A 10,186-nucleotide genomic window follows, 5' to 3' on the forward strand; every position below is an offset into this window, starting at 1 on the left:
TAGTAAAGTAGTACAAATGAACGGGACAACTTCAGCCTAGATGCTTATTTCGAACCTTTTTTTCTTGGGCTTACCCTGGCTCTTATAAGGTTTTTTTGAGATTATTAAATTCAGCTCTATGGTAAGATTATTCCTGCAATGTCAAAATTCATAAAAATAAAATAATAATAAAATTATCGTCATATCAAATGAATTCAAGCTATATACTACCAAGGTAAGAAAATCAAATTAATATTTTGATACAACCGATAAATTAATTAAGATTGTATAAGATTTAATGGATTTTGCTTGGAACAGTCAACAAATTGCATTTAAAAGAAAGGTCATTCGATTTGCCCAACAGTCATTGACCTCTGATCTGATCAAACAGGACAAAGAGGAAATATTTAATCGTGATGGGTGGCAAAAGTGCTGCGAGTTTGGTATTCACGGGTGGCCTATCCCTTGTCGTTATGGTGGACAGGAACTGGATATCCTTACCATTGCTTGTGCTTTACAAGGATTAGGATATGGCTGCAAGGATAACGGATTGATATTTGGAATGAATGCCCATATCTGGGCTGGGGAAATGCCTCTCCTGACCTTTGGGAGTGAAGAACAAAAGGAAAAGTATCTCCCCTTACTTTGTCGGGAGGGGTGGATTGCATCCCACGCAGCCAGCGAACCACAAGCAGGGTCTGATATCTATAGTCTCAAAACCACGGCTCAAAAAGATGGAGATAAATACATTCTCAACGGGCATAAACATTATGTGACCAATGGAACCGTTGCAGACCTGTTCATCATTTTTGCTAATGTAGATCCGTCTCTTGGTAAAGAAGGGTTGACAGCTTTCATAATAGAAAAAGATACCCCTGGTCTAGTTGTCCAAAAGACTACGTCTACGATGGGAGTACGTACCGCTCAAGTAGCGGAATTGAAGTTAGAAAATTGTGAAGTATCAGCCAGTCATCGATTAGGTAAGGAAGGGGCGGGCTTAGCCATATTCAACCACAGTATGGAGTGGGAGCGGGGATTTATTCTCGCCTCTGCTGTGGGAACTATGGAACGGTTATTGGAGCAGTCTATTCGTTACGCTAGAACCCACAAGCAGTTTGGTCAAGCAATTGGGAAATTCCAATTAGTTGCCAATAAGTTAGTGGATATGAAATTGCGATTGGAGAGCGCCAAAGCCCACTTGTATAAGGTAGCTTGGATGAAAGAGCATCAGAAAATGGCTCTAATGGAAGCTTCTATCGCTAACCTGTACATTAGTGAAGCTTGGGTTAAGTCAGCTCTCGAAGCTATCGAGGTTCATGGTGCATACGGCTATTTAACCAATACAGAGTTAGAACGAGAGTTGCGGGATGCTATTGGTAGTAAGTTCTACTCCGGTACCTCTGAAATTCAGCGAGTAGTTATAGGCAAATTCTTAGGGTTGTAAAAGAGCACTACTATGTCATATTTACTCCATCATCTACTAATCAGCAGTGCTAGAACCCATAGTAATTGTGTTGCTGTGCAGCAACAAGAGCGCACCATCACCTATCGTCAATTAGATGAGATTAGTAACCAATTGGCAAATACCTTGAAGTATGTAGGGGTAGAAAGGGGAGACCGAATTGGTATTTACCTTGATAAGTCAATTGAAGCTGTAATTGCTATCTTTGGCATACTGAAAGTTGGTGCTACCTATGTACCTTTAGATCCCCATGCACCCATCAAACGGATTGCCTTTATCATTAGCAACTGTCAGATCAGGACACTAATTTCAACTCAGAAAAAGATAAATAGTTTAGGAAACAATTCCCTAGAAGAGTTACAGAGTATCAACAGTGCGATCCTTGTAGATGATGAAGAGCAAGCCACGCAATGGTTGGGGAAAACAATTAAATGGTCAGAGGTTTTGCAAGCTCCTTCTAGTCCACCACCGGAGCCAAATCTGGTGGAAAACGATCTGGGTTATATCCTCTACACCTCTGGCTCCACCGGAACCCCAAAAGGGGTAATGATTAGCCATCGTGCATCTCTGACCTTTGTGAATTGGGCGTATGAGACATTTCAGGTCACTGGGGAAGATCGGGTTTCCAGTCATGCGCCATTTCATTTCGATCTTTCCATCTTTGATCTTTTTACAACAATCAAAGCAGGAGCCACAGTTATTCTACTCTCACCTGCTTTATCGGTCTTTCCTATTAATCTAGCTAAATTCATCGCCGCAGAGAAGATTTCAATCTGGTATTCAGTACCCTCTATTCTTACCAGTTTGGTCTTGTATGGTCGCTTAGAAAAACATAGCTTCCCCGCCCTGAGAACTATTTTGTTTGCAGGAGAAGTTTTCCCCATCAAATATTTGCGTAAGTTGATGGACTATATTCCCCAGGCTGGTTATTACAATCTCTATGGTCCAACTGAGACCAATGTCTGTACCTACTACCAAGTTCCATCACTAGATGTTGAAATCACTGAATCCCTTCCCATTGGGAAAGCCTGTGCTAATACCGAAGTTTTTGTCTTGAGTGAAACTAATGAATTGGTTACGAAAGGTGAGATTGGTGAGCTTTGTGTCCGTGGACCTGGATTGATGACAGGTTACTGGAATTTGCCCGAAAAAAGTGCCAAAGTGCTTTCTCCCTTTACCTTACATCATTGGTTAGGGCATGAAATGATCTACCATACGGGGGACTTGGTTAAACAAGCTCCAGACGGTAATTATATCTTTTTAGGTCGTCGCGATCACATGATTAAAAGTCGCGGCTACCGCATTGAATTAGGTGAAATAGAGAGCGTTTTGTACAGCCATCCTGCTGTGGATGAAGTTGCAGTTATTCCCATCCCCGACAATGAAATTGGTAACCGGATCAAGGCTGTGGTGGTAACCAGTAGTGGAGAGCAATCTGTAGGAGTGAGGGATGTTTCAAGACAGACTTTAAAATCTTTTTGTGCAGAGCGGCTCCCCAAATATATGGTTCCCGATTCGTTCGAGTTCCTTAATACCTTGCCTAAAACTTCAACTGGTAAAATAGACAAAGTTAAATTATGTCAGGAGCAGTAATCACATGATAGAAAACCAGACAATGACAGAAGAAAAGCTCGAACAAATGCTCAAAGAATTCATCACTCAAGAGTTGGCTTATGACCAGCCTGACTTGGTTCTAACTAACGACTTAAAGATCATTGAGCAACGGGTCGTAGACTCAATGGATATCTTTCGGTTGGTTCGTTTTGTGGAAGAAGAAGTGGGGATTTTTTGGGAACCTGAAGAATTCGTTTTACAAAACTTTGAAACAATTGACCATATCAAAGCCTATGTACTCCGTGAATTAGCGTCATCAGTATAAAGGGATAAGTATTGTGACCCCTCCTTTCCATCCTAATTTGGGATGCCCTTACCCTTATCAAGAAATTCAATTATGAACAAAACAGCTTACCTCAACCATGACTCTGACCTTAGAGAAAATTGTCACCAGGAACCTATCGCCATCATTGGGATGGGATGTCGTTTTCCAGGTAAAGCTGATTCCCCAGAGGCTTTTTGGCAACTATTAAGTAATGGTGTCAATGCAGTCAAAGATATTCCCTCTTCTCGTTGGGATCTAGAGAGATATTATGACCCCAATCCTACACCAGGCAAGTTTTATGTGCGTTCTGCGGCTTTCCTTGAACCAGAGGAAATAGAAGAGTTTGATGCCGAATTTTTCCGCATGGCATCCCGGGAAGCAGCTAGCTTAGATCCGCAACAGCGTTTACTTTTAGAAGTAAGCTGGGAAGCTCTTGAACATGCAGGAATTGCACCCACCTCCTTAGCGGGTAGCCAGACAGGTGTATTTGTAGGTATTCACTGGGATGATTACTCAGCAGAACGCTTTTATATGGTGAATCCGAGTGACCTCAATGCTTACCCCACCTTGAGCAATTTGCGGAGTCTATCAGCAGGGCGAATTGCCTATGTGTTAGATTTGCATGGCCCTACACTACAGGTTGATACAGCTTGTTCTTCCGGTTTAGTATCGGTTCATTTGGCTTGTCAATCCTTGCAGAATCGTGAGAGTAATCTGGCTATCGCTGGTGGTGTTAGTCTGCTACTCTCTCCTAAACTAACCGTTGGCTTCTGTCAAATGAATGTCTTAGCCAAAGATGGTCGCTGCAAAACCTTCTCGGACTCAGTAGATGGATTCGTACAGGGAGAGGGTTGTGGGATGATCATTTTGAAACGTCTCAGGGATGCTCTTCGCGATCGCGATCCGATCTTGGCAACCATCAGAAGTTCAGCAATCAATCACGATGGCTACAGTTTAACCCTCACAACCCCTGCGATTGCTGCCCAGGAATCAATGCTACGCCAAGCTGTAGAAAACGCTCACATCGAGCCTCAGCAAGTTCAATACGTTGAAACCCATGGAACTGGAACACCTTTAGGGGATCCTATTGAAGTCAAAGCCTTGGCAAAAGTATTAGGGCAAAATCGTCAAAACCCATTGGTAATTGGGTCGATGAAGACCAATATGGGGCACTTAGGAGCAGCTTCTGGTGTAGCTGGTTTAATCAAAACTGTCCTTTCACTCCAACATAACCATATCCCCCCCAATTTACATTTTGATAAACCCAATCGACGCATTCCTTGGCATAAATTAGCCGTTACCGTACCAACTGAGCTGATGCCTTGGCCAGAAGATGAACCAAAACTGGCAGGGGTAAGTTGTTTTGGTATGAGTGGAACTAATGCCCATGTAATTTTGGAAGCCCCCCCCAAACCGTCGCAAGTTGAGCTTTCTACTGAGCTAATTGAACCTACATACCATTTACTTATACCAATTTTAAAAAGTCGTGTCATACTTAAATGAATACCTAGGGTAAACGCATCTTGTTGGGTAACCGGGGATAGTTCTCAATAAACCCGGCCTGATTGTGCTTGTTGACAAGGCATTGTCTTGAGGTAGAGTAAGACATGCTTGCTGTTGAGCTAGTTGTGTAGTGACTCTTGCGCTTGCCTATCACTCTGCCCCTTTTCTCGCAAACAACGTCATTGCAAGCTTTGAGCCACTTGTGTCAGGCAGCCAGGCGAGCAAGTATTACATCTAGTTCAAGCTTTAATTTCAGCTAATATCTCTCCCCGATTGTGGTTAGTCACCCAGGGAGCACAGTCAGTATTCAAGGATGATATTGTGAATATCTGGCAAACCCCTATCTGGGGATTAGGTAAAACCCTTTCTCTGGAACACCCAGAATTTGCAACCACCTGTTTAGACTTAAGCGCTGATCGCCTCGACAATGAAACCGCTAAGTCTTTGCTCCAGGAATTACTTACTCCCGATCAGGAAAACCAAATTGCTTATCGCCGTGGGGTTCGCTATGGGGCTAGGCTGGATTATTCCCAACCTGTACAAACACTAGCTAACGCTCCCGTAACGTTGAAGTTGAACAGTTACGGTACCCTTGACAATTTAGCATTAGTTCCCTTGGCTTCCTCTTCCTTGGCACCAGATGAAGTAGAAATAAAAGTTAGGGCGAGTGGACTTAATTTTAGAGATGTGCTGCGTGCCTTAGGCATGATGCGCGACATCGAGGAATCTTTAGGGATTGCTAATTCAGCAAAGGATATATTGTTCGGCTTTGAATGTGCAGGCACAATTGAGCGTGTGGGCAAACAAGTCTCTGATTTCCAAGTGGGTGATGCTGTGATTGCCTATGCATCAGGTAGTTTAGCAAGTGTGGTTAAGGCTAAAGCAACATTGGTAGTTTCCAAACCACCGGAACTCAGTTTTGAAGAAGCAGCAACAGTTCCGGTTAATTTTTTGACGGCCTATTACGGTCTGTTGAAGTGTGCCCAAATTGGTTCCACAGACCGCGTATTAATTCACAATGCGGCGGGAGGTGTTGGTCAAGCAGCAGTTCAATTGGCAAAGCTGAAAGGAGCAGAGGTATTTGCGACAGCTAGCCCACCCAAGTGGGATTTCTTAAAGTCGGTGGGCATTAAGCATATCTACAACTCACGTACCCTTGAGTTTGCTGAGCAAATTATGGCTGACACCGATGGAAAAGGTGTGAATGTTGTCCTCAATAGTCTAGCTGGTCAGTTTATTGATAAAAGTTTTGATGTGCTTGCCCAAGGAGGGCGTTTTGTAGAAATCGGTAAACTTGGCATTTGGGATGAGCAGAAATTGCAAGCTTTGCGTCCTGATGCGGCTTATTTCCCCTTTGATTTAGGGGAGATGGATGGGGCGAAAATTTCTGCCATGTTGCTGGAACTGATGAACTTATTCAAGGAAGGTAAACTCAAGCCCTTACCCCTTAAAGCTTTCCCCATCACCGAATATGTCAATGCTTTCCGCTATATGCAGCAAGCTAAGCACATTGGTAAGGTAGTGTTAAGTTTTCAAAATCCAGAAAATTGCTTAGTCCGCCAAGACAGCAGTTATCTGATTGCAGGAGGATTGGGCGCATTAGGCTTGCAGGTGGCTCAGTGGCTGGTGGAACAAGGTGCTAAACATATAGTCCTCACCGGGCGAAGCAGTGTCAAACCAGCAGCAAAGGAGGCTATTAAACAACTAGAGCACTCAGGAGCTAAAGTCTCAGTTGTTCAAGCTGATATTTCTCATCAAGAAGATGTGAAAAAAATCTTGACTCAATGCCCTAATTTAGCTGGGATCATCCATACCGCAGGTGTTTTAGCTGATGGTTTGTTAAGGGAACAAACACCGACACGCTTCCATACCGTTATGGCATCGAAAGTGCAAGGAGCTTGGAATTTACATCTTTTGACTCAAGATTTACCCTTGGACTTTTTTGTCTGTTATTCCTCCGCTGCTTCTTTGTTGGGTAATGCAGGTCAAAGTAATTATGCAGCAGCTAATGCCTTCCTTGATGGCTTAGCTAATTATCGAAGAGCGCAAGGATTACCTAGTTTAAGTATCAATTGGGGACCTTGGGGCGAGGTAGGAATGGCAGCCAAACTTTCTAGTCGCTTGAAAGCTCAAGGTTGGGGTATTATTAGTCCTCAACAAGGTTTGCCAGCATTAGACTACTTAGTAAAACACGGAGATAGCCCTCAAGTAGGTGTTTTGCCGATGAACTGGTCAAAATTCTTAGAACGAATGCCAGAAAATTGGCCATTCTGGGATAATTTCCAGACAAATATTGTTAAATCTTCTCAAGAACAACCAGCCTTACTTGACCAACTAAAAGCGACTCTAGCTCATGAGCGACGCACCATGTTAATGGAGCATGTTCGTTCGGCCATCAGAAAAATAATTGGCTTGAATGCAAGCACGAGGATTGAAGCGCGTCAGTCTTTGTTTAACTTAGGACTTGACTCCCTGATGGCGGTGGAATTAAGAAACAATCTGGAAAAAAGTACTGAACATTCCTTGCGCTCCACTCTGCTATTTGACTATCCCACCTTAGAGGCATTGGTGAATTACCTGTTGCAAGAGGTACTCATTCTAGAAGATACAAGTGCCCAGACCGCCGATGAAGAAACGACAACATCTAGTCAAGTATTTGAAGAACTTTCGGAAGAGGAAGCGGACATTTTACTAGCCAGCAAGTACGAAAAATTAAACAGATTATTAGGAAATATTTAACATGGTTCAAACTCCCGCCAAACCAACCACAGTCCAGTTGCTCCAAGCCCTAGAGGAAGCGAGTTCCAAACTAGAGGCTGTTCAACAAGCAAAAACAGAACCGATTGCCATTATTGGCATGAGTTGTCGTTTTCCAGGTGCAAAAGACCCAGAGTCTTTTTGGCATTTACTCTCCAATGGCGTAGATGCAATTCAGGAAGTCCCTGCTAACCGTTGGCAGATTGATGAGTGTTACGATCCCGATCCCGATGCTCCGGGAAAGATGTATAGTCGCTATGGTGGCTTTTTGTCCGAAGTTGATAAATTTGACGCTCACTTCTTTGGCATCTCACCTAGGGAAGCCATGTCCCTTGACCCACAGCAACGGCTACTACTAGAAACAAGTTTTGAAGCTTTAGAAAATGGTGGTCAGTCATCAGAAAAGCTATTTGGCACAGCAACGGGTGTGTTTGTGGCAATTAGTACTTTTGATTATGGGATGCGTTTGTCACAAGCGCGATCGCAAATTGATGCTAACCTGGGTACAGGTACCCTTTTAAGTCCAGCAGCAGGACGCTTGTCCTATAGTCTGGGATTGAAAGGTGCAAGCATGGTAGTGGATACAGCCTGTTCTTCTTCCCTCGTCGCCACCCATCTGGCTATCCATAGCTTGCGTAACAGGGAATCTGACCTAGCTTTAGTGGGCGGTGTGAACTTACTGCTGGCACCAACCCTAAGCATCAACTTCTCAAAAGCGCGGATGCTTGCCCCAGACGGTCGTTGTAAAACCTTTGATGCTAGTGCCAACGGGTATGTACGTAGTGAAGGTTGTGGCGTTGTGGTTTTGAAGCGCCTCAGTCAAGCTATAGAGGATGGGGACAACATTTTAGCCTTAATTCGAGGTTCTGCCATCAATCAGGATGGGGCGAGTGGTGGTTTAACAGTACCCAGTGGACCTTCCCAGGAAGCAGTAATTCGTCAAGCACTGAAAAATGCAGGGGTCAAGCCGAATGAAGTTAGCTATATCGAAGCCCATGGTACAGGCACTTCTTTAGGAGACCCCATTGAAGCTAATGCTTTGGGTAGCGTTTTTGGTAAGAGGGAAGAACCCTTGATTATAGGCTCCGTTAAAACCAATATCGGACACCCAGAAGCAGCAGCGGGTATAGCCAGTTTAATCAAAGTTGTTCTCTCACTGCAACATAAACAGATTCCACCTCACCTGCACTTTCAGCAACCTAACCCTTACATTGATTGGGAGCAACTACCGCTCCAAGTGCCTAGGGAATTAAGGCAGTGGTCAAGAGTCAATCAACAAAGGTTTGCTGGAGTTAGTTCCTTTGGTTTTAGTGGCACTAATGCCCATGTCATTCTTGCCGAAGCACCAGCAGTTGAACTAAAAAGCAAAGAGCAAACTGCCCAACTACCCCTCCATCTGCTCACCCTCAGCGCCAAAACTAAACCTGCTCTTGAGGAAATGCTTCACAACTATACAGAGCATTTAGCTACTCATCCTAGCCTAGACTTAGCTGATATTTGTTTTACCACGAATACCCGTCGTACCCATTTCCCCGAACGTTTGGCAGTGGTAGCTGACTCAGTGGCACAGTTACGGGAACAGTTGTTAGGGTATCAAGTGGGGGTCGAACATCATCACCTGTTGCGAGGTAGTAAGGATGAATACCAACCCCAGATTGCATTTCTCTTCACTGGACAAGGTTCCCAATATCTCGGTATGGGGCGAGAACTATACGAAACCCAACCGATATTTCGTCAAACCCTAAACCGTTGTCAGGAAATTTTGGGTCCTATGGGAGACGAAGGGCATTTGCTCCTAGACATCCTCTACCAAAGTGATGACCATTCCTTGCTGGAGCAGACCGTTTATACCCAGCCTGTGCTGTTTGCCCTAGAGTATGCCCTAGCTCAGATGTGGCTATCATGGGGAGTCGAACCCACCGCAGTTATGGGCCATAGTGTAGGGGAATACGTTGCAGCTTGTGTGGCTGGGATTTTTTCCTTAGAAGACGGCTTGAAACTGATGGCAGCTAGAGGACGCTTGATGCAACAACTGCCTACTAATGGACAGATGGTTTCTCTGTTGGCATCGGTTGAACAAGTGGAAGAAGCACTTGTCGGTAACAGCTTAGTTGGTATTGCTGCTATTAATGGACCCGAGAGTGTTGTGATTTCCGGGCAGCAAGAAGCAGTAAGTCAGGTAGTACAAAAGCTAGAACATCAGGGAATTAAGCATAAGCCCTTGCAGGTTTCCCATGCCTTCCATTCAGCAATGATGCAGTCGATGCTAGCTGATTTTGGCAAGGTGGTGCAAGAGGTTAGTTTCCACCAACCCAAACTTAACTTTATCTCCAATGTTTCAGGTTGTGAGGAGCGGCTGTTACCTACATATACCCAATATTGGCTCGACCATTTGACACTCCCCGGTCTAAAGACGCGGGGATTCTTCGCTCATAGACTCGACTTGCTGAACCTGGCCGGAGCCAAGAACAGTAGAGGCATTAAACTAAGCCGGAGAGTCGCCCCTCCGACTCGTCTTCAAAACCGTACGTGATAGTTTCCTATCATACGGCTCCTCATCATAGGAACCATTGTCATTGGTACCTCTAGAATGGATTGACATCTAA

General features: G+C 44.3%; 6 protein-coding genes. All 6 read left to right on the forward strand.

All coding sequences use genetic code 11. The annotated features are described in order from the left end of the window. The first annotated feature begins 277 nt into the window (after positions 1–277). The 6 genes from F6K46_RS08170 to F6K46_RS08195 all read left to right on the forward strand — a co-directional run bounded on the left by F6K46_RS08170 (position 278) and on the right by F6K46_RS08195 (position 10,113). Complete coding sequence (locus F6K46_RS08170; RefSeq protein ID WP_293054793.1) at positions 278–1,423, forward strand: acyl-CoA dehydrogenase family protein; 1,146 nt, start codon at positions 278–280, stop codon at positions 1,421–1,423. A gap of 12 nt (positions 1,424–1,435) precedes the next feature. Beyond that, positions 1,436–3,034, forward strand: a complete 1,599-nt coding sequence (locus tag F6K46_RS08175) for an amino acid adenylation domain-containing protein (RefSeq protein WP_293054794.1) — start codon at positions 1,436–1,438, stop codon at positions 3,032–3,034. Between the two features lie 4 nt (positions 3,035–3,038). Next, entirely contained in the window at positions 3,039–3,320 is a 282-nt protein-coding gene (locus F6K46_RS08180; protein WP_293054795.1) for an acyl carrier protein, read from the forward strand. Between the two features lie 72 nt (positions 3,321–3,392). After that, the gene (locus F6K46_RS08185) at positions 3,393–4,823 is read left to right on the forward strand and encodes a type I polyketide synthase (protein WP_293054796.1); all 1,431 of its coding nucleotides are present in this window, start codon (positions 3,393–3,395) and stop codon (positions 4,821–4,823) included. A gap of 321 nt (positions 4,824–5,144) precedes the next feature. Continuing rightward, complete coding sequence (locus F6K46_RS08190) at positions 5,145–7,562, forward strand: SDR family NAD(P)-dependent oxidoreductase (RefSeq protein ID WP_293116925.1); 2,418 nt, start codon at positions 5,145–5,147, stop codon at positions 7,560–7,562. Between the two features lies 1 nt (position 7,563). Next, entirely contained in the window at positions 7,564–10,113 is a 2,550-nt protein-coding gene (locus F6K46_RS08195; protein WP_293054798.1) for a type I polyketide synthase, read from the forward strand. Positions 10,114–10,186: the final 73 nt, after the last annotated feature.

This window comes from Moorena sp. SIO3E8, from assembly GCF_010692445.1.
GTDB lineage: Bacteria > Cyanobacteriota > Cyanobacteriia > Cyanobacteriales > Coleofasciculaceae > Moorena > Moorena bouillonii.